Source organism: Chryseobacterium rhizosphaerae (assembly GCF_003385455.1).
GTDB classification, from domain to species: domain Bacteria; phylum Bacteroidota; class Bacteroidia; order Flavobacteriales; family Weeksellaceae; genus Chryseobacterium; species Chryseobacterium rhizosphaerae.
Genome location: NZ_QNUF01000004.1, coordinates 94284 through 117991, shown reverse-complemented (window position 1 = coordinate 117991; position 23708 = coordinate 94284). Strand labels below are relative to the sequence as shown.

The 23708-nt window shown below is 35.7% G+C and carries 24 protein-coding genes; 11 read left to right on the top strand and 13 right to left on the bottom strand.

Translation table 11 applies throughout. From position 1 onward, the window contains the following. Nucleotides 1–2: 2 nt before the first annotated feature. Nucleotides 3–473, bottom strand: coding sequence for a hypothetical protein (locus tag DRF57_RS04840; protein ID WP_047485424.1), 471 nt, complete (start codon nucleotides 471–473; stop codon nucleotides 3–5). Nucleotides 474–475: 2 nt separating this feature from the next. Beyond that, nucleotides 476–991, bottom strand: coding sequence for an isopentenyl-diphosphate Delta-isomerase (gene idi, locus DRF57_RS04835; RefSeq protein ID WP_115917183.1), 516 nt, complete (start codon nucleotides 989–991; stop codon nucleotides 476–478). 382 nt (nucleotides 992–1373) lie between these two features. Between idi and DRF57_RS04830 the strand changes: the two genes are divergently transcribed. Together DRF57_RS04830 and DRF57_RS04825 are read left to right on the top strand one after the other, a co-directional pair. After that, nucleotides 1374–1784, top strand: a complete 411-nt coding sequence (locus tag DRF57_RS04830) for an LNS2 domain-containing protein (protein ID WP_047485420.1) — start codon at nucleotides 1374–1376, stop codon at nucleotides 1782–1784. Between the two features lie 85 nt (nucleotides 1785–1869). Beyond that, complete coding sequence (locus DRF57_RS04825; protein ID WP_047485418.1) at nucleotides 1870–2829, top strand: D-2-hydroxyacid dehydrogenase; 960 nt, start codon at nucleotides 1870–1872, stop codon at nucleotides 2827–2829. Between the two features lie 414 nt (nucleotides 2830–3243). Here DRF57_RS04825 and mscL read toward each other — a convergent pair whose 3' ends face one another. Then, complete coding sequence (mscL, locus tag DRF57_RS04820; protein ID WP_084086017.1) at nucleotides 3244–3624, bottom strand: large conductance mechanosensitive channel protein MscL; 381 nt, start codon at nucleotides 3622–3624, stop codon at nucleotides 3244–3246. Nucleotides 3625–3786: 162 nt separating this feature from the next. Next, nucleotides 3787–4704 carry a helix-turn-helix domain-containing protein gene (locus DRF57_RS04815; RefSeq protein ID WP_115917181.1) on the bottom strand — a complete coding sequence of 306 codons (918 nt, stop codon included), beginning with the start codon at nucleotides 4702–4704 and terminating at the stop codon, nucleotides 3787–3789. Between the two features lie 129 nt (nucleotides 4705–4833). Here DRF57_RS04815 and DRF57_RS04810 point away from each other — a divergent pair, with 129 nt between their 5' ends. Both DRF57_RS04810 and DRF57_RS04805 read left to right on the top strand, forming a co-directional pair. Then, nucleotides 4834–5928, top strand: coding sequence for an aldo/keto reductase (locus DRF57_RS04810; protein ID WP_047485411.1), 1095 nt, complete (start codon nucleotides 4834–4836; stop codon nucleotides 5926–5928). Between the two features lie 100 nt (nucleotides 5929–6028). Next, nucleotides 6029–7546: an NAD(P)H-hydrate dehydratase gene (locus tag DRF57_RS04805; protein WP_115917179.1), complete on the top strand. Its 1518-nt coding sequence runs from the start codon at nucleotides 6029–6031 to the stop codon at nucleotides 7544–7546. Between the two features lie 131 nt (nucleotides 7547–7677). Here the strand turns inward: DRF57_RS04805 and lgt are convergent, their stop codons facing one another. Both lgt and yidD read right to left on the bottom strand, forming a co-directional pair. Continuing rightward, the gene (gene lgt / locus DRF57_RS24075) at nucleotides 7678–8526 is read right to left on the bottom strand and encodes a prolipoprotein diacylglyceryl transferase (protein ID WP_047485725.1); all 849 of its coding nucleotides are present in this window, start codon (nucleotides 8524–8526) and stop codon (nucleotides 7678–7680) included. A gap of 439 nt (nucleotides 8527–8965) precedes the next feature. Then, nucleotides 8966–9217: a membrane protein insertion efficiency factor YidD gene (gene yidD, locus DRF57_RS04795; RefSeq protein WP_167449346.1), complete on the bottom strand. Its 252-nt coding sequence runs from the start codon at nucleotides 9215–9217 to the stop codon at nucleotides 8966–8968. Between the two features lie 102 nt (nucleotides 9218–9319). On the opposite strand from yidD, the gene DRF57_RS04790 reads away from it, so the two are divergent. Beyond that, nucleotides 9320–10597 (top strand): replication-associated recombination protein A, encoded by a 1278-nt coding sequence (locus DRF57_RS04790; protein WP_084086012.1) that lies wholly within the window; start codon nucleotides 9320–9322, stop codon nucleotides 10595–10597. A gap of 46 nt (nucleotides 10598–10643) precedes the next feature. Here DRF57_RS04790 and DRF57_RS04785 read toward each other — a convergent pair whose 3' ends face one another. From DRF57_RS04785 to DRF57_RS04765, 5 genes are all read right to left on the bottom strand, one after another. Beyond that, the gene (locus tag DRF57_RS04785) at nucleotides 10644–11075 is read right to left on the bottom strand and encodes a hypothetical protein (RefSeq protein ID WP_115917177.1); all 432 of its coding nucleotides are present in this window, start codon (nucleotides 11073–11075) and stop codon (nucleotides 10644–10646) included. Nucleotides 11076–11179: 104 nt separating this feature from the next. Next, nucleotides 11180–13417, bottom strand: coding sequence for a DUF2339 domain-containing protein (locus tag DRF57_RS04780; protein ID WP_115917175.1), 2238 nt, complete (start codon nucleotides 13415–13417; stop codon nucleotides 11180–11182). 110 nt (nucleotides 13418–13527) lie between these two features. After that, nucleotides 13528–14235 (bottom strand): hypothetical protein, encoded by a 708-nt coding sequence (locus DRF57_RS04775; protein ID WP_047485400.1) that lies wholly within the window; start codon nucleotides 14233–14235, stop codon nucleotides 13528–13530. A gap of 363 nt (nucleotides 14236–14598) precedes the next feature. Next, the gene (gene pheA, locus DRF57_RS04770; protein WP_047485398.1) at nucleotides 14599–15447 is read right to left on the bottom strand and encodes a prephenate dehydratase; all 849 of its coding nucleotides are present in this window, start codon (nucleotides 15445–15447) and stop codon (nucleotides 14599–14601) included. 167 nt (nucleotides 15448–15614) lie between these two features. Beyond that, complete coding sequence (locus DRF57_RS04765; RefSeq protein WP_047485396.1) at nucleotides 15615–16022, bottom strand: acyl-CoA thioesterase; 408 nt, start codon at nucleotides 16020–16022, stop codon at nucleotides 15615–15617. A gap of 136 nt (nucleotides 16023–16158) precedes the next feature. Here DRF57_RS04765 and dnaA point away from each other — a divergent pair, with 136 nt between their 5' ends. The 4 genes from dnaA (at nucleotide 16159) to DRF57_RS04745 (ending at nucleotide 19378) form a co-directional block, all read left to right on the top strand. Beyond that, the gene (gene dnaA / locus DRF57_RS04760; protein WP_047485393.1) at nucleotides 16159–17613 is read left to right on the top strand and encodes a chromosomal replication initiator protein DnaA; all 1455 of its coding nucleotides are present in this window, start codon (nucleotides 16159–16161) and stop codon (nucleotides 17611–17613) included. 106 nt (nucleotides 17614–17719) lie between these two features. After that, entirely contained in the window at nucleotides 17720–18169 is a 450-nt protein-coding gene (locus DRF57_RS04755; RefSeq protein ID WP_115917173.1) for a low molecular weight protein-tyrosine-phosphatase, read from the top strand. Between the two features lie 5 nt (nucleotides 18170–18174). After that, nucleotides 18175–18675, top strand: coding sequence for a nuclear transport factor 2 family protein (locus DRF57_RS04750; RefSeq protein WP_115917171.1), 501 nt, complete (start codon nucleotides 18175–18177; stop codon nucleotides 18673–18675). Nucleotides 18676–18679: 4 nt separating this feature from the next. Then, nucleotides 18680–19378, top strand: coding sequence for an SAM-dependent methyltransferase (locus tag DRF57_RS04745; protein ID WP_115917169.1), 699 nt, complete (start codon nucleotides 18680–18682; stop codon nucleotides 19376–19378). A 450-nt stretch (nucleotides 19379–19828) separates the two neighbouring features. Here the strand turns inward: DRF57_RS04745 and DRF57_RS04740 are convergent, their stop codons facing one another. Together DRF57_RS04740 and DRF57_RS04735 are read right to left on the bottom strand one after the other, a co-directional pair. Further along, the gene (locus tag DRF57_RS04740) at nucleotides 19829–20695 is read right to left on the bottom strand and encodes a DUF4349 domain-containing protein (protein WP_115917167.1); all 867 of its coding nucleotides are present in this window, start codon (nucleotides 20693–20695) and stop codon (nucleotides 19829–19831) included. Between the two features lie 212 nt (nucleotides 20696–20907). Further along, the gene (locus DRF57_RS04735) at nucleotides 20908–21381 is read right to left on the bottom strand and encodes an Mpo1 family 2-hydroxy fatty acid dioxygenase (protein WP_115917165.1); all 474 of its coding nucleotides are present in this window, start codon (nucleotides 21379–21381) and stop codon (nucleotides 20908–20910) included. Nucleotides 21382–21455: 74 nt separating this feature from the next. On the opposite strand from DRF57_RS04735, the gene DRF57_RS04730 reads away from it, so the two are divergent. Beyond that, nucleotides 21456–22301, top strand: a complete 846-nt coding sequence (locus tag DRF57_RS04730; RefSeq protein ID WP_047485374.1) for a helix-turn-helix domain-containing protein — start codon at nucleotides 21456–21458, stop codon at nucleotides 22299–22301. An 89-nt stretch (nucleotides 22302–22390) separates the two neighbouring features. After that, nucleotides 22391–23701 carry a TolC family protein gene (locus DRF57_RS04725; protein ID WP_115917163.1) on the top strand — a complete coding sequence of 437 codons (1311 nt, stop codon included), beginning with the start codon at nucleotides 22391–22393 and terminating at the stop codon, nucleotides 23699–23701. Nucleotides 23702–23708: the final 7 nt, after the last annotated feature.

Genomic DNA, 23708 nt, shown 5'->3' with positions numbered 1-23708 from the left:
ATTTATTTCTTTATTTTAAAACTGTTGAAAGTTTCATTAAAAAGGGTCATATAATTTCCGTTCCAGAATTTCTGACCACAGTTGATTGTTACCAGATATAGATCTTTGTCTTTTTGAAAAGCTCTGGTAGTCCAGAAAAGCTTCTCTTTTTCATCAAAATATTCGTAGAAATATTCTGTGTATCCTTTTTTACTCTTATTTTGCTTTATTTTATTCTCAGAATCTTCTGATTTATACAATGCCAGGATAAATTTTTTCATTTCTTCTTTTGGAAGACCCAGATCGTGATATTCAGAAATGGTAATAGCTCCGATTTCGCTGGTAGGAAAAATGTTGACAATATCACTGTCATTGGTAGATTTCCAGCCTTCAGGAACATTAATAGAATAATTGGGACTGTCGTAAACATTTGCTTTTTGTGCAAAAAGTAGACTTCCAAAAAATAAAGCAGATACAAGCAATATTCTTTTCATCTTTAAAAATGGTGTTTGTATTCTTCAAGAATGATCTTAAACCATTCTGTAAAATTTTCAGGAGTTTCAGCAATTTCTTTATCCAGATCTTCCGCGGATATAAATCTTATTTCTTCCACTTCATCTTTATTCAAATTAAAATCAGATTCAGACTCATGGTTTCCTACGAACACATGATCAAGTTCATGCTCCCAAAGACCTCCGCCTACATCAGCTTTATAGATAAAATTGAATTTTTCTGAAAGTTCTGTTTCAATACCCAATTCTTCATTCAGCCTGCGTTTTGCGGCCTCCAGATAGGTTTCTTCCTTTCTGGGATGTGAACACACTGCATTGGTCCATTGATTGGGGGAGTGGTATTTTCCCGAAGCTCTTTTTTGAAGAAGCATTTCTCCTTTACTGTTAAATAGAAAAACAGAAAAAGCACGGTGTAATAAGCCATTGATATGAGCCTGTTGTTTTTCCATCAGACCCAAAACTTCATCTTTAGAATTTACTAAAACTACTAATTCTTCCATTTCTACAAATGTAAGCGTAATAAATGTATTTTGGAAATTTTTAGATAAACATCATGCGTTTGTAATGAAATTGAGAAGTAAAGGGACAGGATCAGGCTTGAAAAAAGAATAAAACAGCGGTTTCAAGCTTTTATATAAAAAGTCTAATTCGGACTCTGGTGTTTTAAAATGAACTTTAACCTTATTTCGTATCTAAATACTATATTTCCTGTGTAAAATGAATTTCTGAAACGAAAATTTTTAATCATAAATGGTAAAATGACGAATAAAATATTTATATTATTCATTAAATAACGCTTTTTGTAGTAAATTTTTAACATAAACTAAGATTCATGTGCTTGATAGTTGTAAAAACCCTAACTTTGTTACTTAATGTTAACCGATGGAATTAGAATACATAGAGCACATAAGTCCTATTCTTAAGGATGGAGTAAAAAATTACTTAATTGATATTGACGGAACCATTACAGATGATGTTCCTAATGAAGAACCGGAAAGAATGGTTACCTGTGAGCCTTACCCGGATGCATTGGCAACAGTAAACAAATGGTATGACGAAGGACACCAGATTTGTTTTTTTACTTCAAGAACAGAAAATCTTAAACAAATTACCATTGATTGGCTGGATAAACACGGCTTCAAGTACCACAGTGTACTCTGCGGAAAACCAAGAGGCGGAAATTATCACTGGATAGATAATCACTTGGTAAGAGCAACGAGATACAAAGGCAGATTTACGGATTTGGTAGAGAAGCAAGTGACGATCGAAGTATTCAAAGAAGACGGAGAATAAAAAAATAATTCAAAGATTTAAAGATTAAATGAGAGCCTATCTCTTTAATTTTTAAATCTTTTTAATTTTAAATATAGTTGTATTTATGAAAGTTTTAGCAAACGACGGCCTGGATCAATCAGGAATTGATGCATTAGCAGAAAAAGGCTTTGAAGTTATTACAGCAAAAGTTCCACAGGAGTTTTTGGTGGATTACATTAATGAGCATAAGATCCGTACTTTATTGGTACGAAGCGCAACTCAGGTAAGGAAAGATATTATTGACGGTTGTCCTTCCATTGAAATTATAGGAAGAGGAGGAGTTGGTATGGATAATATTGATGTAGCATATGCTAGAGAAAAAGGAATCCATGTGATCAATACTCCATCTGCGTCCTCAGAATCAGTGGCTGAGCTTGTTTTTGCACATTTGTTCTCAGGAGCAAGATTCCTTCAGGATTCCAACAGAAAAATGCCTTTAGTAGGAGATACAGAATTTGCAGGACTTAAAAAAGCATATGCTGCCGGTATTGAACTGAGAGGAAAAACAATCGGAATTGTAGGAATGGGAAGAATAGGACAGGAAGTTGCTAGAATTGCTTTAGGTCTTGGTATGAGAGTCGTTGCAGCTGATAATAATGTAGGAAAAGCCAGTATTAAGGTGAAGTTTTACAATAACCAGTTTATCAATGTAGATATAGAAACAGAACCTTTACAGGATGTCCTGAAACATTCAGATTTTATTACTTTGCATGTGCCTGCTCAGAAAGACGGATATATGATAGGTAAGAATGAGTTTGAAATCATGAAAAACGGGGTTGCTGTTGTTAACTGTTCCAGAGGTGGAGTGATTGATGAAGCAGCATTAATTGAAGCATTGGATTCCGGGAAAGTGAAATTTGCAGGATTAGATGTTTTCATTAATGAGCCGACACCTTCCAAAGAGATACTGAATCATTCTAAAATCTCTCTGACTCCTCACACAGGAGCTTCTACACTTGAAGCTCAGGATAGAATAGGACTTTCCTTAGCAGAACAGATTTCAAGTATTTTGCAGATTCAATAATCAAGAATTTGAAATAGGTAATAGATGATAGATGGTAGGCAATAGCGCTGTCAACTGTCAACTCCTAACTCTTAACTCTTAACTTTTTTATATTAAGATTAGGCTAAAGCCAATAGAATAGAAGCGGGTTCATTTTTTGAATCCGCTTTTTTATTCATATTATCAGGTTTCAGTATAAGGTATTAACAAACAGTTTCTTTAAGTGGTATAGAGTACAAAGTGTTTTAACAACTAGGATTGTAATAGCGATTCACTTAGCAAAGCTGACATTCTCTGCTGAACGGACTAATACTGTGGGCAGAAAGTAAAATCAACTGAACAATTTGAAATTTCGAATAGGACAAAAAAAACCGGAGAAGCTTTGCTTCTCCGGTTTTTCAAATGATTGCTGTGTGACAGCATCGATATCTTTTATTATAGATTGTTCTTGCTTTTCAACAAGTCTCTGATTTCTGCTAATAATTTTTGATCATCTGTAGGTCCTGCAGGGGCAGCTTCTTCCTTCTTGCTGATTTTGTTGGCTCCTTTAATGATCCAGAAAAGAACCATTGCAATACACAGGAAGCTGATAACGGCAGAAAGAAAATTACCATAAGCAACACCATTCCAGGTAAGCTTAGAGATGTTCTCAGCGCCCGCAGCTTTCAGGGCCGGGTTTAGTAATAAAGGAGTTACAACATCCTCTACTAAAGAAGTAACAATTTTACCAAATGCTGCTCCAATGATAACACCGACAGCCAGATCGAGAACATTTCCTTTAAAAGCAAAAGCTTTAAATTCCTTAATAAATCCCATAATTTATATTTTTTTAATTAGTATACACACAAAAATATAATTTATAAATGTAAAAACATTAAAAACTCATGTTTTTTATTCATGAAAAATAAGAATCTGAAGTAAAAGTAATCTCATTGATAAGGTTCTTAAAATATGAATAACATTCATATGGTGAGCGTCTTATTTATTTGTCTGATCCCTCCTATACAGCAGTGGAGGAATACCGGTTTTCTTTCGGAATGTAAAGGTAAAACGGGAAGGTGTTTCATAGCCCAGGAGATATGCTATTTCAGAAACTGACCAATCCGTTAGTTTTAGCAAGATTTTGGCTTCCTGCAAGATTCTTTCTGTGATGATTTCAGAACTGGTTTTATTCCGTGTGTGCTTTACCGCTTTATTTAAATGATTAATAGAAATGGAAAGCTGGGCTGCAAAATCCTTGGGCTTTTTGAACCTGATATAATCTGTTGCTGTATGCAATGGAAATTGTAAGGCAAGCAGTTCTTCGAAAAGTAAAGTGATCCGGTTGTAGGCATTTTTTCTTACAGAGGATGTACTAAGGCTGTTATGCATTTTTACAGTAGTATGAATAAGGTCATAAGTTAGATTCCGGACTACATCAAATTTGAAATCGTAATTTGATGAAAGTTCTGCCTGGATTTTGTTCAGCATGTTTTCAAATTCCAGATATTGTACTTCTGACAGATCAAAAATATTTTCCTGTGTATTTTGAAATACAGGATATTCTTTTATATTCCCATAATTACTGAAAAATTCTTCATTAAATAAACAGAAATATTCCTCTATGGGCCCATCACTTTCTTCCAGTAAAAAAGGAATAGTGGGATTGATAAACATCAGCGCATATTGGTTTATTTCAATAGTTTTATCAGCGTAATGACACTTACATTTTCCTTTTACCAATTTGATTTTATATAAGTTTTTTCTCGTAAAGGATATCAGTGAAATAAGTTCTTCCCGTCTTTGTAGATTGTCAATTCTTATAATGTCAAAATATCCTGTACCCCATTGATAATGAGTGGGGATGTTGATGTTTTTCTTTTTATAGAAATCAGCTATTGCATCAGAATTGTTCATTCTACAAATGTATTAAAATAGAGCGTTGGTATATTAAATGCGGATTGATTTTCGATAGCCTTGGCTTGATTACAGCTATTCTTATTCTGGGGCTTGCTATAATTTTGGTTAAAATTTAAAAAATATAATATGAGCTTGGCAGATTACAGAACGTTAGGAAAATCGGGATTGAAAATCAGTCCTCTTACTTTAGGAACAATGACTTTTGGTGAAGATTGGGGCTGGGGAACGAGTCCGGCAGATGCCCATCAAATTTTAGAACACTATATTGATCAGGGTGGAAATATAATTGATACAGCTAATATTTACACTAAGGGACATTCAGAAGAGATCATAGGTAACTTTTTAGCTAAACATAATGTTCGTCGGGATTCATTGGTTTTATCTACCAAATTCTGGGGAAATATGTTCCCCTACGATGCCAATGGCGGAGGTGCAGGAAGAAAGGGTATTATACAGGCATTGGAGAGTTCCTTAACGCGTTTGAAAACGGATTATATTGACTTGTACTGGATGCATGCCTTTGATCCGCATACTCCCATTGATGAAACGATTTCAACACTTAATGACTTGGTAAGGGATGGTAAAATACGTTATATTGCTATTTCAGACACCCCTGCATGGAAAATAACAGAAGCTCAAATGATTTCCAAATTCCGTGGATGGGCACCTTTTATTGGTTTGCAATTGGAATATTCTCTATTAGAACGTTCAGTAGAAAATGAACTGATTCCAATGGCTCTGGAAATGGGGTTAGGGGTAATGCCCTGGTCTCCATTAAAGGAAGGTCTTTTGAGTGGCAAGTATACCAGAGAAAATAAGGGGCAAAAGATGAGTCAAAGAAATAATAATAGATTGAGCCCTGAGCTTTCTGAAGGAGCGTATGAAATAATTGATAAGCTTCACATGATAGCAAAGGAAAGAAATATGCCGGTTTCCGCTATAGCTATTAGCTGGGTAATGCAGCAGCGGGGTGTTAGCTCAACTTTGCTTGGAGCAAGAACCCTGGATCAGCTGAAAGAGAATATAAAAGCTTCAGAACTGAAACTGTCTGAAGAAGACTTAGAATTATTGAACGTATTATCAATGCCTCAATTGCCTTTTCCTTATAATCTTTTAAGTGGAGCGGTAGATATACTGCAGGCTGGTACCTCAATAAATGGGGTTAGGTCTAAAGTGGCCGAAATTTTACCCCAGAATGATAAAGAAAGATATGGGAAATAATGGATCGTAAACTGAGCCGTCTTTTGATACCTCATTTCTTTGAATAGGCAGTTAACAATGGAAAATCTTTTGTAATTTGCTTACAATTTTGAGGGAGCCTATGAAAATATTTACTACAGAACAAATACGAAACTGGGATCTGGCTACTGTTTCCCATGAGTCAATTTCTTCGGTTCAGCTGATGGAAAGAGCTTCTATGGCTGTTGCAGGGTGGATTTCTGAAAACTGTAAGAATCACAAAAAGCTGGCTGTTTTTTGTGGGAATGGGAATAATGGAGGTGATGGTTTGGCTGTTGCAAGGATGCTTTATATAAAAGGTTTTGATGTAGATGTATTTGTATATGATCCGAAAGGAAAATTTTCAGGAGATGCATCGGTGAATTTGAAAAGACTCCGGGATTTTTCCGGGATTTCCGTCAGAAAATTCCGGGATATTGATAGCCATTATCTGGATGATAAAACACTTATTATTGATGCTCTTTTGGGAACTGGCTTGTCAAGGCCTTTAGAAGGAGAATATGAAATACTGGTGGACCAGCTGAATGCAAAAGGAAATACTAAAATTTCAATAGATATTCCGTCCGGAATGTTTGCTGATAGAATGTTGGAGAGAGATGCGGTGATTCTGAAAGCTGATTACACCCTGAGCTTTCAATGCTGGAAAAGAAGTTTTCTGCATCCTGAAGCTGGAAAATATACAGGAAAAGTGATTATTCTCGATATTGGGCTGAATAAAGAATATTCTGAAGAAACAGATACCGGATATTTTGTTATTGATGATCCAACCGTGGATTCTGTTTTTGTTCCCAGAGAAGAATTCTCTCACAAAGGAAACTACGGCAAAGCGAATATTATAGGAGGAAGCTATGGGAAAATAGGTGCTGTAGTATTAGCTACAAAAGCTGCCTTAAGAGCGGGAGCGGGATTAACATTTACTTTGGCTCCTGCATGTGGTTATGAAGTACTGCAAACTGTGTGTCCTGAGGCTATGTTTATAAAAGGAGGAGTGGATTTTATAAAGGATTTTGATACAGATTCAGATGCGGTTTGTGGAATTGGCCCTGGTTTAGGAACTGATCCGGAGACGGAAAGAAGTTTTTTGGAATTTCTGAAACATTATGCTAAACCCCTGGTCCTGGATGCTGATGCTTTAAATATCATTTCAAAAGAAGAGAAGAAAAATGGTTTAATTCCTGAGAAATCAATTATTACCCCACACCCAAAAGAATTTGAACGATTATTCGGGACTACCAAAAACTCTTTTGAAAGATTGGATTTGGCCCGGGAAAAAGCAAGATTACTGAATATCTATATTGTTTTAAAAGACCATCATACGCAGGTTGTTACTCCGGAAGGAAATGTTTTTTATAATATAACAGGAAATGCCGGTCTTGCAAAAGGAGGAAGCGGAGATATCCTTACAGGAGTTCTCACATCCCTATTAGCACAAGGGTATTCAGAAGAACATGCATGTATACTGGGAATTTGGCTTCACGGGAAAGCTGCTGATTGGGCGTCTGTGAAATATTCAAAAGAAGCCATGCTTCCTACCGATGTTATTGATGAATTAGGAAGTGTTTTTAAGGAGCTGAACAAAAGGAGGGCTAAGAATTTTTAAGAACTACTGAATTCAATTATATAAAAAAGGCAAATTTGTAATTACAAATTTGCCTTTTTTATATAGTATCTGAGATCTGCCAGTATCGGATGTTGCCATCCTGCTGAACGAATCTGTTTTTGTCTTTAAAATTATTCCGGTTTTCCGTTTTCTTCAGGAGTGATTTTGAATTTTTTGGAAACAATCATGATAATAACTCCGGCGATCATAAATGGAATAGAAAGAACTTGCCCGGTGTTCAAACCTCCAATCTGGATGAACTCATCACCTTGTGGCTCTTTTAAGAATTCTACAAAGAATCTGATGGCCCAAAGGATGATAAAGAATAAACCAAATAACCAGCCCTGTTGGTATTTTTTGTCTGTTTTTCTATATAACACCCATAGTAAAATGAAAAGAGCAAGGTATCCCACAGCTTCAAATAACTGACTTGGGTAGCGTGGTACTGTAATACCATATTCACTGCTTTGCTGAGGGAAAAGTAAAGCAAACGGAGAGTTTGGATCTGCCTGTTTTCCTAAGATTTCTGAATTGAAAAAATTTCCCATTCTTACAAATGTTCCCCCTAAAGCCACTACAATACCTAATCTGTCATATACCCAAAAAGGATTTTTCTTGATGATTTTAAACGAGTAGTATAAAGTAGTCATGATTAAAGCAATAGCAGCACCATGACTTGCCAGTCCTGAGAAACCTGTGAATTTTAAACCGTTTTTCGTACTGATTGGTAAAAATACACTCCAGAAATCTTCTTTAAAAAGTTCAGGCTGATAGAAAATAACATGTCCTAATCTTGCTCCAAGAATGGTTCCTATTAAGGTCCATGTAAAAAGAGGTTCCAGGTATTTTTGGTTTATATTGTCGATTTTGAATATCCTTGTCATGACAATATAACCGAAACCAAATGCAAACACAAACATCAGACTATAGAAATGCAGGGTGAATGAAAAGATCTTAATCCCTTTTGAAGGGTCCCAGATTTTAAAAGGAGTTTCAAGCGCTACTGTATCAGATGGAGTAATAACTTTATCAGACTTTACTGCATATTTATAATCTGTAATATTATCCTGAGTAACCGGAGAATTTAGTAGTTTAAAATTTTTATCAAAAAACTGATATTTTGAATCCTTGAATCTTGTTAGGGTTTCTGTACTGTAATTAAAATAGGCAGGTTCAAAATTAGACTCATTAAGAATGACCAGAACATTGTTGATCCCTCTTTCCGGAAAAGCATTAAGGTCGCCAACTTCCGTCGTAGAATAGATTTTTACAGGAACATTGTTTCCGTTTATTTCTAAAGTTCCGTCAGATAAACCTCCCGGATATTGCTGTGCAAAAAGGAATTGTGTGACGAATGCAAGCATTACGAGGTAGAGTCTGAAAAAAATATTATTCATTTCTATTGATTTAATAGTTTGTTTACTGATTTTTATGTTTGTGGGGAACAGGATCATATCCGCTTCCTCCCCAGGGATGACACCTTAAAATTCTTTTGAACCCCAGCCAGAATCCTTTAAAGATACCGTGAACCTGAAGAGCTTCCAACATATAATGAGAGCATGTAGGTTCATAACGGCAGTTTTTGGGAAGTAATGGCGAGATGAACCACTGGTAAAATTTTATCAAAATTACCAACGGAAATGTAATGATTTTATTGAATGTAAGTTTCAAAACAATGCAAAAATAGGGTAAAAAATTTAAAATTAGTTTAATTTTGTTAGAAGTTTCAGGGATCTGAAATCTGAAGTATTGATCATAAAAAATAAAATTACCTTGAATCAAAATATTCCATTAGCTGAAAAATTAAGACCCAAAAACCTGGATGAAGTTCTGGGGCAGGAGCACCTTACCGGAGAAAAAGGGACCATCAGGAAGATGATTGAAAATAATACCCTGAATTCTCTGATCTTTTGGGGGCCTCCCGGGACGGGGAAAACCACACTGGCGGAAATTATTTCTGAGAAGTCCGGGAGGAAGTTTTATAAGTTATCAGCGGTTTCTTCAGGGGTGAAAGATGTACGTGATGTGATTGATGATGCTAAAAAGCAGAATTTGTTTTCGGGAAAATCACCCATTTTATTTATTGATGAAATTCACCGTTTCAATAAATCCCAGCAGGATTCATTACTGCATGCGGTAGAAAAAGGCTGGATTGTTTTAATAGGGGCTACCACAGAAAACCCAAGTTTTGAAGTGGTTTCGGCCTTGCTTTCGAGAAGCCAGGTGTATGTTTTGAAAGCTTTAAGCTATGAAAAACTGGAAGAGCTTATCGATACCGCCTCCGATCGGTATAATAAAGATGAGAAAACGGATTTTAAATTTATTGAGAAAGAAGCTTTATTACAATATTCCGGTGGTGATGCCAGAAAGCTGATCAATTCTGTAGAGTTGGTTTTGAATCAGTATAAAAATTCAGCAATTAAAGAAATCAATAATGCTAATGTGCTTGAGATCCTTCAGGAGACAATGGCTTTGTATGATAAAAATGGAGAGCAGCATTATGATATTATTTCGGCCTTTATCAAATCTATGCGCGGGAGTGATCCTAATGGGGCCGTGTATTGGCTGGCCAGAATGATTGCTGGAGGTGAAGATATTAAATTTATTGCCAGACGAATGCTTATCCTGGCAGCAGAAGATATTGGGTTAGCCAATCCTAACGCTCTGGTTATTGCCAATAACTGTTTTCAGGCGGTCAATGTAATCGGAAATCCTGAAGCAAGGATTATATTAAGTGAAGCGGCTGTTTATCTGGCTGTCTCTCCCAAGAGTAACTCTGCATACATGGCTATTAATGAAGCTTTGGCATTGGTAAAACGAACCGGAAATCTGCCTGTACCTCTCCACTTGAGAAATGCCCCGACAAAGCTGATGAAAGATATGGATTATGGTAAAGAATATAAATATGCCCATTCGTATGAAGGAAATTTTGTAGATCAGACTTTTCTTCCGGAAGAAATAAAAGATATAAAGCTTTATGAGCCCGGAAATAATGCAACGGAAAAGAAAATCTATGAAGAACTCAAGAAAAAATGGAATAATAAATATTAAAATAAAAAGGATACTGTAGTGCAGTATCCTTTTTTATATTATTAAATTAACGGGTAGTATAAATATACAGTGTTTTTTGCCCGTTATAGTCTTTGACTTCCGATCTTGCCAGGATATCTCCATATATTAAAGTACTGGTATCCGTGAATTCATACCCTTCAATAAATACCGGATTGGTTTCCGGAAGGTTATGTTGGTTATTCAGAGAGGCTAATGAAATTCTGTCCAGTCCATAGTTACTTTTGATTTTGTATTCAGTAATCCCGTTTTCTGAAATGAAACTGTATTTTTTCAGATTTTGGGGTAGGCTGGCTGGCGTGTTATAAACTTTTGAACTTTGGATAATACTTTTGTTTGCATTAAACATATCTACTGTCCCGACGATATCATGCGCGATTGCAAACTTTGCAGATGTGTTTTTCTGTGCAAATAACATTGCAGATGAAAGAAGTAAAAAAGAGTAGAGTATTTTTTTCATAATCAGAATATGTAACTGTTAAAAACGTGATAAATATAGTTCTTTTTTGTGAAATGTGAATGTAATTTCAGGATGTTTTAAATTTTGTTTACTGATAATGGAGATTATTCAGATGGTGGCTGTATTTCTTCTGTGTTTTTATCTTTTTTATCCACCATCTTTGTGATCATATTTTTAAGGCGCTGGAAGGTAAATGAGCTTAATAGCAAGATCATTCCAAGGATAATAAATGCAATCACTCTTGAGATATTATCCATCTGCCATACATCATAGCTGTAGAGCTTGAGGACCATGATGCCAATAAGGGCAAAACCTATTTTGCTGTATTCCTGAATATTCTTTTTTAACCCTGCATAGATAAAAACGCTGGCTAAGATAGTCCATATTATAGGTAAATATAAAATATTGAAGTGTTCTGTGATCTTATAGGAGTGAAGTACATCGTTGGCGTTAACCAAGAGATAGGTGTGGTGAAGCCCACAGCTAACGGCAATAGTAAGTGCCAGTGCAAAGATCCAGTAAGAGATTTTTGTTTTGTTGAAATCTGATGAAGGAATTACGCTGACATATATATAAATAAAAGGAATCCATTGCAGCAGATGGATGAAATAAAATCCAGTCTGAAGTTTTTTTGACAGTATTGCTGTAACCACTGATAGGGTGGAAACAGATGAGATGGTGATCAGTAAAAAAAGGAAAAGATAAATAAATGCAGTCTGAATACTAGGGTTGATATTCAGTTTTTTTCTGAAAAGTAATAAGATGAAGACGTAATATATACTAAATAACAGTGCCGCATTGATGATGGCTTCCCAGGGCATTCCGGAAATATGGTAAATCATTTCAGACAATAAAGCCGTATAGATGGTTCCATAGCTAATCATTGTAATGAGTTCTTCAAGTATATTGCTCCTTGGGGTTTGTCTTTCCTGTGTTTGTTTTAATAGGAATAAATTAATAATAGTTGAAGCAATCGTTACCAGGCTGGTTAAAAATACGGGATTGAATATGATGTTCAGATTTTTTGCATTGAAATATTCTGTCCAGGTGATTATCTGTGCAACAATAACAAGGGGGAATAAAATATAAAAACAGTTTTTGAAAACTTTGTGTCCGGTTTTTTTCCAGATAAAAAGCAGAAGGCTCGCTTCTATAGCCCATACACTGGTGATGAGGTGGGCTTCAAACTGAAGTGCGGTGGCTATAGTCATAAGACTCACTGTTATTCCTGCAAATACAGAATAAGAAATCCCTGAATTTTTTCTTCCATATTCTCTGAATAAAAGCAGTGCATTGATAATGGCAAACGCTACAGGAAATATAATGACAGGTTCATATTGTAATTTATTGAAAATATAAACAAGGCCCATAACACTAAAGAAATTAGTTAAGGCAAGCATTAAAATCCCTGAAGTCGAAAGGCTGTTCTTCTTGATATAGTCTTGAAGGGCGAAAATATAGAAAATAATATAGCTGATACTATAAAATACAATACTTAAAAGTTGCGGTTTTTCTGTAGTCCAGGAAAACAAATAGAGGCTGGTGAAAATAAAGGCTGTCCAGCCAACACTTTTCCAATGCTGAAGAAAGGCGGTGGTAAGCATTCCTATATTTAAAAGACTGATATAAATGAAAAGGAAAGTATAATTACTTTGTCCGCTGCTGATCATTAAAGGAGCTGAAAATCCACCTAACAGAGAAAAAATAATCAGTACCTCGCTTTTATAATAATAGGATAGTGCGATAGAACCTGCTGTGATCAAAGTAGTGATAATAAATGCAGTATTCTGGGTGAAAAGATGATATTCCCGAAAAGCGATGGTGTCGGTAAAGTATAAAACGGCAATCCCTCCTCCTGTGATAATTGAGGCGAATGTTGCGTAGTTTTTTCGTAGGAAATGTCCGGTAAGGATAATGACAATACCTGTACAAAGTCCTATCCCGGCCCGTGCTGTTTCTCCGATCCAGTTTTTATCAATAGCATACTTTACAAAATAGCCAATCCCTAATACAAGGGTGAAAATACCTACAATGGTGAGTGCATTTTGTTTTAAGAATTCAAAAACCGGACTAAGCCAGTCTTTTTGAGGAGTTGGTGGATCCTCACGGATAATATGCGCCGGGCTTTCTCTGTTATAAATTTCATGGGGCTGAATCTGTTGCGGAGAAGTACTTTTTTCAGCAGGAGCTTCTTCCTGAACAGGTTGAGAATGATTCGATAACGGGTTGATTTTGGAGTTAAGATCCGATACCTCTTTTTCAAGTTTTCTGATTTTAGTATTCAGATTATTGAAAATAATTGCAATGATAATAATTAATATAGCAAAGAGATATTCATTCATTTCTTAGTTTTTATCAAATATAGCTAAATGTTTGAAATGACTTGCAAAAATTAATCCACCACAATTCATGTGATGGATTAACTATATAAATAACTAACAATATGTTTTTACTAGTTGGATACCTTGTAGATATAGAAGGAAGCAACACTGGATCCTAGTAAACCTACGTCCAAAGCTGTGGATCCTACAAGACCAAATGAGACTTTATCTCCTGCCTGGAATGAATATACTGAGCTAAGAGAACTTTCAGAAATTGTCAAACTTAACAAGATAAGATTGGCACCACTAAATGCACGGCTGTCAATAGTAGTGGCTACTCCGGCTCTTGTTCTTACAATACCGATTCCCGGAGAGTTTGCTAATATGGAAGCCTGTAATCCTGTTCCATAACGGAAAGCGAATCCTATAGCATACACCCCCGTTGATGGGATTGTAAATGTGTTGTCTGTGTCATTGAATAAAGCTGCAGATCCAATAGTTCTTTCAGCTGCTACGAAGTTAACAGCTCTGAATCCTGAAGGGAATAGTCCAAGACTCAAAAGGCTGATCCCTGCAGTTTTCTTTGCAGCATAAAGAGAAGAATTGGTGTTGGCTCCGGCGAAAAGAAGCTGAGGGTCTATGCTGGTCATCTCCGAGGTTGCAGTGTTAAGACCCAGCACTTGATATCCTGTTAATGAAGGTGCTGCCGGGGTGATACGTAGTTTAGCGTTTCCATTGACGTCTAATGTTGCTGAGGGAGTTGCTGTGTTAATACCAACCTGGGAAAATAGAGATAGGGTGGAACAAGCTAGTAGTAAGCTGTAAATTTTAGTTTTCATGATCGAATTTTTTTAATTAGTTTCTATTTTTTTGGTAAAAGCAGTGATTTGCTTTCGGTTGTTGATTACGTAAGTTTAATATTAATTATTTGATAATATATTAAACATATGTTTATATCATTTTTTAGTGTATTTCATAATTTGGTTACGGTTTTGAATTCTTTAAATTTTACTGTATCAAATTTAATAAAAAATATAATATATCTTACAGTTTTGAATTGTATTTTTTTTCTTTGGTGTGTTTTAAACTCATGAATTTTATTTGTATATTATTGATATATAAACGGTTATAATGTATTTAACAACAGAAAACACTGCCATAATGACAGTGTTTTTTATGTTTTTTGTAATAAAATGTATAGTTTAGCTTTCCAAAAGAAATTCTTTGTAATTTCCCAGAAAATCTACTTCTGCATTGATAGATTCAAGCTCTTTAAGTGCATTCCCATGCAGGATTTCTTCCCACTGGCCTACGACATTAATGAAGAAGAAATAATTGCCCAATCCTGTTTTCAAAGTTCTGGATTCTATTTTACTGAGGTTCATTTTTCTCCAGGCAAAAACGGATAAGACCTGATGTAATCCTCCTGCGTGATCTTCAGGTAGAGTGATAAGCATCCCTGATTTTTCGCCTAAAATTTCAAGATGATCACTATGATATTGGTTCTGTTGTTTGGAAATAATAATAAACCGTGTATGATTCTGTTCAAAATCCTGAATATTACGGTTGATTATTTTCAGACCATATAAATTGGCTGCGAACTGATTGGCAACAGCGGCAATCTTAAGATCTTTATTTTCTGAAACATATTTTGCAGCCGCAGCAGTGGAGGAAAAATCCTGTTTAGTGATTCCTTTATAATGAGTATCCAGAAAATGGAAACTCTGCGCTAAAGCTTGCGGATGAGAATATATTCTTTCTACATCTTCTACGGTGTTCTCAGGATGAATCATCAGATGATGAGCAATAGGCATTACCGCTTCTGCTTCTATTTTGATAGACGGAGTCTTATATAAATAGTCCAGAGTCATTGAAACGGTTCCCTCTATAGAGTTTTCCAAAGGAACTACCGCTTTTACAGCTTCACCGGTTTCCACTGCATTAAAACAATCTAAAATACTCGCCTGAGGTAAAATTTCATCTTCCGGAAAGAGCTGGGCTGCCGCAAGCTGTGTAAAACTGGCATGAGGTCCCAAAAATGCAATCTTCATAAATTATATAAGGTTTTGTTTAAACTGAAATGCAAAGGTGCAAATTAATTCAGATATAAAAGAGTTAAAATTCAAGGTTTAAAGCCTAAAATGTAATACTAAACGTATGAATCATTGAATAAAAGCCATTTTTCTGATCTCTAATTCTAGTCCCTGCTGTCTGTCATCTATTTCCAGTTGGCTTCAATGAATTCCATCAAAAAATCAGGACATTTTATAATCTTGTTGGTTTTTGCATCTAAAAAGAAGAGCGTAGTGGAAGCTTCAGTAATCTTAACACAGTCTTCATTGTATATTTCATACTCAAATTCAATTCTTACTCCCGGAATTTTTTTGATGTAGGTATGGATTTCTAATTTTTGATCATACAAAGCTGGACGAATATACTTAATTTTGTAATCTGAAACAGGCAGCCAAATTCCTTGGTTTTCAATTTCATCGTATGAAATTCCTATGCTTCGGAAGAGTTCAACTCTCCCTACTTCGAAATACTCGGCATAGTTGCCATAGTAGACATATTTCATAGGGTCGGTTTCTGCGTAACGTACTCGTATTGAGTGTGTTGTATGTATCATTTTTAACGTTAAATTATACATACAAATATATTTTTAAATAATCAATACCTGCAATATTTTTTTTTAAAAAGAAAATATTGGACCTTTGTCATCCTTCTAAAAACAATACTAACAAACAATTAATCGGGGCCCAAATATGGACGAAAATTTAATGATGATATGGCAGAGGTGTCTTCAGTTTATGCGTGATAATTTAAACGCAGCTGAGGATGATTCTGATTTGAAAAAGCTTGAGAAATCTTTCGACCTGTTATTTGATAAAGTACAGCCACTTTCCCTTGCTGACAACAACCTTACATTAATTGTTCCCAGTGATTTTTACAAAGAATATATAGAAGACAACTACCTATCCCTTCTTTCTGCAGCCCTGAAAAAAAATATTGGAAAAGGAGTGAAATTATGGTATTCGGTAATGGAAAACAGACCAAGCGGACTGGAAAAACCTGTTACCATGAATATGAAAGGAAAAAGCGTTCCTACCCCAAAAGTACAGGAAACAATGCCTCAGGGATTTTCTTCCAATATTGTAAATCCTTTTGTAGTTCCAGGAATTAAGAAAGTTAATATTGATTCTAATCTGAAGGCAGATTTTTCTTTCGATAATTATGTAGAAGGAGAAAGTAATAAATTTGCGGCTACAGTAGCCCGATCAATTGCAAAGAGACCGGGAGCAACCGCTTTCAACCCATTATTCTTATACGGAGGTTATGGTGTTGGGAAAACCCACTTAGGGCAGGCTGTAGGTCTTGAAGTAAAAAGCCAGTTTCCGGATAAAGTGGTTCTTTACTTATCTTCAGAAAAATTTATTCAGCAGTTTATTTCTGCTGCTAAAGCACATAAACAAACAGAATTTGCAAACTTCTACCAAATGGTGGATGTATTGATCATCGATGATATTCAGTTCTTATCAGGAAAATCAGCCACGCAGGACAGCTTCTTCCACATTTTTGATCACTTACATCAGAATGGAAAGCAGATTATCCTTACTTCTGATAAAGCTCCTGCAGATATTATGGACATTCAGGACAGGATTGTTTCCCGTTTCAAGTGGGGACTTTCTGCAGAAATAAAATCTCCGGATTTAACAACACGTAAAAGAATTATTGAGAATAAACTGAGCAGAGACGGAATTGTTCTTCCTGACGATATGCTTGAGTTCCTTGCTTCTGAAGCAAAAACAAACGTAAGAGAGCTTATTGGTATTATCAACTCTGTAATTGCTTATTCTACGATCTATAAAACAGATTTAAGTTTAGAGCTGTTAAAAGAAACCATCAACAGGATTGCTGCCAACCAGAAGAAGATCATCAATATTCCTTACATCCAGGAAGTGGTATGTGACTATTTTGGAATCAAAAAAGAACAGCTTTTATCCAAAACAAGAAAAAGAGAAATTGCTCTTCCAAGACAATTGGCTATGTATTTCTCAAAAGAATTCACGAACTCTACATTTAGTAAAATTGGTGAAGAAATGGGCGGAAAAGACCATTCAACTGTAATGTATGCTTGTGATACCATTAAAGATGTATCAAAAATAGACAAAGAAGTAAAGAAGTACGTCAAAGACCTTACAGAAAGAATCAAACAGTAGAAAATAATCACTGAAATAAAATAATAGAAATGAAGAATAGGTTTATTCTTCATTTTTTATTTAGTTTTGCTGAAGTAAAAGGGTCTTATAATTAATTTTTTTCAGAATGAAAATACTAATGGTCTGTTTGGGAAATATATGCAGAAGTCCTTTGGCAGAAGGAATTATGAAAACAAAAGTTCCGAAAAGCTTTATTGTAGATTCTGCAGGAACAATTTCTATGCATGAAGGGGAGCATCCCGATAAAAGAGCGATAAAAACAGCTGCCAACCATGGGGTTGATATTTCTAAACAAAGATCAAGACCAATCACCAGAACTGATTTTGAGACTTTTGATAAGATTTACTGTATGGATATCGATGTTTATGCTGATGTGGTCTCAAAAGCTAAAAATGAAGACGAGCGCCAGAAAATATCCTTATTTTTAGAAGCCGCAGGAGATCATAAAAATGCAGAAGTTCCGGATCCTTATTGGGGCGATATGAAAGACTTTGAAAACGTTTTTCAATTGTTGGAAAAAGGCTGTAATGCCATCAAAGAACAAATACCAAAATAATAATCATGAAAAAACTAGTGTTGTTATTTCTATTGAGTTTCAGTTTCTCTTTTGCCCAAACCAAAGATGAAATCGAAATCCGTAAACTGATGGATGACTTTATGACCTGCATCAAAACAAGGGATGAAGCTAAATACTTATCTTTATTCCAGGAACCCGTACTTTGGACAGGGATTTATAAAGAAAGAAGCCAGGCAAAACGTCTGGAAAAAAGTCCTACAGCCAGTGCATACTTTGCAGATGATTATAAGGACTTTATCAAGAGTTTTTCAGATGACAAATCTGAAGAAAAATTTGACAATATAAAGATTATTGAAGATGGAGCCATAGCGTCGGCCAATTTTGATTACAGCTTTTGGTATGACGGTAAAATGGAAAACTGGGGAAAAGAGATCTGGACATTAATGAAAATCAATGGCGTCTGGAAAATCACTTCCGTTACCTTCTCTATGGATCTTACCAAATATTTCCCACAACCTTCACTCAACGAAAGAACAAAAAAATAATACAATGCTTTTTTTACTCCCAGCTTATTTATCAGAAAACACCTCTATTAACCATTTCTCGCCCGTTTTGAAGGATTATATCATGCAGACGGACTATTTCTTCGTCGAAAATGAAAAGACAGCGAGAAAGGTGATTAAATTCTTTGCTCCGGAAAAGAAACAGGCTGATCTGAAGCTGTTCTTACTGGATAAATACACGGAAGGAGCTGATATTAAAGAAGCACAGGATCTTATGTTAAAAGGACAGGATTTTGGGTTGCTTTCAGAGGCCGGACTGCCTTGTATTGCTGATCCGGGGAACCTGATTGTCAAATGGTGTCACGAGAAGAATATCAGAGTTATTCCTATTTCCGGACCATCATCCATTATTCTTGCCTTGATTTCAAGCGGATTCAATGGACAGGAATTCACGTTCCACGGCTATCTCCCTATTGATAAAGGAGAGAAGAAGAAACAGATTATGCACCTGGAAAGTTTGGTTCAAAAAACAGGGTATTCACAGATCTTTATGGAAACACCTTACCGGAATAATCAGCTTTTTGAAGATTTAACGAAATTCTTACCCGCCAACACGAAGCTGTGTATCGCTGCCAATATCAACGATCCTGAACATGAATTTATAAAAACAAAAACAATAAAAGACTGGCAAAAACAAAAGCCGGAACTTCATAAGATCCCGGCAGTATTTGTTCTTGGAAAATAAGTTCTCTCTGAGATTGAGTAAATAAAGTTGATTTCAGCAATAAAAAAATACGGGATCTGCTCAATCTGTGAGTGTTGAGTTCTGTATGTGTTTTTAAGTCAGTATTTTAGATTGCAGGTTTGTTGAAATGAAAACAGAGTTTAATAAAATCTAAGTATTTAATCTGAGAGCGGTAAAAAATTAGTATTGGCTTGTTTTACTCAATAATTCCTAGGATGAATTTATTAAGTTTTTTTTATCTTTTTATCTCATAATATTTAACAGCCCTTAACGCATCCTTTGCATCATTCTTGTCTATTATCATATAACTTAAAGAATATGCGGATGACAAAAATGTAGAGATAAGTTAAGTTATTTTAATGATTACATTGTGATAGTGCAATAAGAATCCGGACATCGCAGATGTCCGGATTTTTTCTGTATTTATAGGTGCTATAAAATGAAAACTTATTATTTATTTTTACGTGATTTCCATTTTCTCCAAAGAAAAACAATGAATGGAAAAAGCAGGAAATAGGGCCACAATGAGATAATCCCAAGGAAAAAGCTTACAAAACCATTCCAGCCTTCTGTAAGGGAGTCTATGAACCGGCTTCCAAATCCTATTTTGGAAGTCGCTGAACTTCTTACTTTTTCTTTATATAAACTTACCTCCAGAGTACTGTAATTGACCCGGTCGTCAATAAAACGAAGTCTTCCTTCTGCTACATCAATTTCATCTTCCAGTTCCCGGATATTCTCCTGGATTTCCAGCATATCTTTTGTGGTGGCAGCACTTTTGAGCATATCACGGTACTTTTCAAGATATATTTTCTTGTTGGCAAGTTTTATGGAGATATCAGTGTATTCTTCAGTAACGTCGTTGGATGAAATGTTTTTGGAAAGAACAGAGCCCACCCCATTTGAAAAAGAATTAACAAGTTCATCAAAATTTTTATGGGGAACACGAATGGTCAGGTCCAGATGATCATCGGTATCGGTATTTTGAAACTGTTCTTTTTGAATATAAGCTTTATTCTTATTTAAGATATCATTGATCTGAGATTGTGCTTTTTTAATATCTCCTACCTGGATTCTCATGTCTCCGTTTTTAATCACTTTTCTTGAAATCGTATCTATTTTCTTGGGAATACCGGTAGAGGTTAATGCAGATGCTTTTGAAATTTCAGCGGGTGGTGGAGGTGGTGGTGGAGCAGAAGAAACCTTATCTTCAGGAATTACCTCCATTAAATCTACACTCACGGCCTGTTTGTCAGCATTTGATTTACTGCAATTTATAAGGATAATAAAAAATAAGGGTAACAATAGAGTTCTCATAGATAGTTTATTATAATGTTATCAAAAAGTATGCTTGAAAAATTTATTTCCAAGGCAATACTACCTAATATACTATAAAGGATGCTTTTATTATGGTAAAGGTTGTAAGGAACCCGAATTATTTTTGGCAAACAAATAAAAATAATATTTTAAGGGAACTCTGAATGGCAGATAAGAGATTGTTCGGTGGTAAGTGCAAATGTTGAAGAAGGTTAGTATCTGATTCCTGTTTTTTTAAGGATGAAACCCAGCAGCCAGATTGGCCCGATCAATAAAAACTGAAGATCCTTTAGAAAGGAAGGCTTTTTACCTTCAATTTGATGACCGATAAACTGGAAGATCCATGTAATAATAAATATGGTAAGATAGATGATCCATGATTGTTTTCCAAATTGGACATTAGTAAGATAGATAAAGTGTTCCGTTGCCAGCATCATGAAAATCATGATGACACTGATCAGGAAGGAAAGCCGTAGATAGAAAAAAGTAACCAATAAAACGGTAATCATACTTACAATACTGATGCATCCAAAGTAATAAAAGCAGAAATGTGGTGATGGGATGAGAGAAACGAAGCCCAGGAGAGCCCAGAAAATCAAAGGTACGCAGATCCAGTGGATCAATTTGTTGGTTGCGTTTCTATGGCTCTTGCTATATTCTGCAAATAATAAATCAACCTTTCTCATAGTTATAGTGAATTTGGTAAATGCTAAAATAATAAAATTTTGTAATCGGGAATAAGTTTGCTTAAATTTGTGATATGTCTGCCCTAGAAAAATTCGGAGTTGAAATTTTTACCCAACGCAATATCTTTGAGAGAATTGCTGTTGACAAGCCGTTCCGTCCCGATAATCCGGCGTTTATTTTTATTAAATCCGGAACTCTAAAGCTTAGGCAGCATTTCAATGACCTGGAGCTTTCATCCAATATGTTTATGGTAACCGATCCACAAACGATTTATGAAGTTGTAGCGGTAAGCGATGATTTCCAATCCCGAATGGTTTCCTATAAAAGAGAATTTATTTCTACTTTATCATTGAAATTCAATCGCTTGATCACCTATCGTTACTTCAGACAGCAGATGAACAAAGGAGTCCCTTTTCTGGAAAGTGAAATGGAGGTGGTTTGGAAAAGCGTCAATTTCCTGAAGTATATTCTGGATTCTGAAACGGAAATGCTGTACAAAAAAGAAATGGTGGAACATCTTTTTTCTGTTTTCTGTTACCAGATGGCAGGAATTATCTCCAAAGAGGATAACAACTCTATGAACCAGATGTCCAGACAGGAAGAGATTGTTTTTGTATTTCTTACCGATCTTGCAGAGTATCATCTTACAGAAAGGACCGTAGAATTCTATGCAGAACGGCAATCCATTACAACCAGACATCTTTCGTCAGTCGTGAAGTCTATTACAGGAAAATCCGCCAGCCAGATTATTGCTGTTATTGTCATTAATGAAGCAAAAGTGCTTTTAAACTCCTCTAATAAACCGGTTTCAGAGGTTTCTTCTATTCTCGGATTTAGTGATCAATACTCATTTTCACACTTTTTTAAGAAACATCTTGAGGTAAGCCCTAAACAATACAGGCATCAGTTTGAAAACTAAAATCCTACATTTGAACATCTTTTTCCAAAAATCAAACATTTGATTGATTTTGGTATTGCTTTAACTTTGTATCCGTAAAACAAGGTAAAATGACAAAGAAAATAAAAACAGCACTATCTCTTTTGATAGCAGCTTTTCCTGCGCTGTTTTTTTCACAACAGATTAAACAGATGACCGCCGGGGAGGTTGCCGAACTGGCAGTCCGAAATCACCAGCAGTTAAAAGTTTCTGCACAGAATATTGACATCGCCAAACAGAACACCAATGTTGTAAAACTTCAAAAATTGCCCACCATTACGGCTTCTACAAGCCAGTTCTATTTGGGAGATGCAGTAGCTATTGACAAAGATTTTTCAAATTCCACCACTATTCCCATGCCTCATTACGGAAGTTCGTATGCGGTACAGGCGACACAGCTGATTTTCAAAGGAGGATTGGTGAATAAGTCTGTTGAAATGGCCAGTCTTCGGGAGCAGCTTTCAGAATTGGACTTGGAGAAGAACAAGCAGGATGTGAAATTATTAGTGATTTCAAATTATCTGGATGTATACAAAACCCTAAATCAGCAAGAAGTATTTCAAAACAACAAAAAGCTGGCTCAGGAACGTCTTAAAAATATCCAGAAATTCTACCAGCAGGGTATGGTAACCCGAAATGAAGTGATTCGTGGTGAGTTGGCTATTAAAAACCTGGACCAGGGAATTCTAACCCTTTCCAACAATAAAAAGATCCTTAACTACAATTTAAATATTGCGTTAGGTCTACCACCTGATACTGAGATTGTTCCTACCGAAAGTATTGAAAATAAAGAATCAGGAATCGGGATGGATTATTATATGAGCCTTGCTCACGACAGTAATCCACTGCTGAAATCAGCACAGAAAAACAGAGCTATAGCTGACAAGAATATCGAAATTATAAAGACTGATAACATGCCTACCATAGCTGGATTTGGGGGGTATACCCTGCAAAGGCCGATTACCACAAGAAACCCTGTGTTGGATATGTATTCCGGAGGATGGCAGACCGGTGTTTCCCTTAGCTATAATATAGATACACTGTATAAAACAAAAGAAAAGGTAAAATTAGGTGAACTGCAAAAGAACCAGGCTGATGATGTCATAACGTTGACAGAGCAGAATATAGACATGGGAGTGAATGCAGCCTATACAAAATACCAGGAAGCAATTCAGCAGGCGGATATCCTGAATGATTCAAAAAGGTTGGCGGAAGAGAACTATAAAATCACGGAAGCTAAGTATCTGAACCAATTGGCCGTGCAGGCAGAAATGATTGATGCCCAGAACCAGAAACTGCAGTCAGAACTTGATTATGCCAATGCGGAGATCAATGTTTTGTACCAGTACTATAACCTTTTGAAATCTACAGGAACACTTTAATTTTAAA